Source organism: Pseudomonas sp. SIMBA_068 (assembly GCF_046534705.1).
In the GTDB taxonomy this organism is placed as follows: domain Bacteria; phylum Pseudomonadota; class Gammaproteobacteria; order Pseudomonadales; family Pseudomonadaceae; genus Aquipseudomonas; species Aquipseudomonas putida.
Genome location: NZ_JAWRYI010000909.1, coordinates 1 through 258, shown reverse-complemented (window position 1 = coordinate 258; position 258 = coordinate 1). Strand labels below are relative to the sequence as shown.

1 protein-coding gene is annotated in these 258 nt (G+C 67.4%); it reads left to right on the top strand.

Translation table 11 applies throughout. The features are described from left to right. The coding region (locus SB756_RS32020) for an FAD-dependent oxidoreductase (protein ID WP_410913494.1) at positions 1 to 258 on the top strand (258 nt) is incomplete at both ends.

The following is a 258-nucleotide window of genomic DNA, read 5'->3' as shown; positions in this document are numbered from 1 at the left end:
ATATGGCTCGACAGCGAGGAGCAGACCCTTGCCATGCTCGCCGAGCAGCAGGCGGCCGGGGTTTCGATGGCCGCAGTGGGGCGTGAGCGCATCCGCGAGCTCGAGCCTGGCCTGGTGCAGCCACCCGGCATGGCTATCTGGGCTCCGGACGATTTCGCGGTCGAACCTGATGTGCTGGCCCAGCGCTTGTTGGCGGCAGCGCAGGCTGAAGGCGCTCGGGTACTTGAGGCGCGCGACGTACTGGCGCTGGAAGTACAG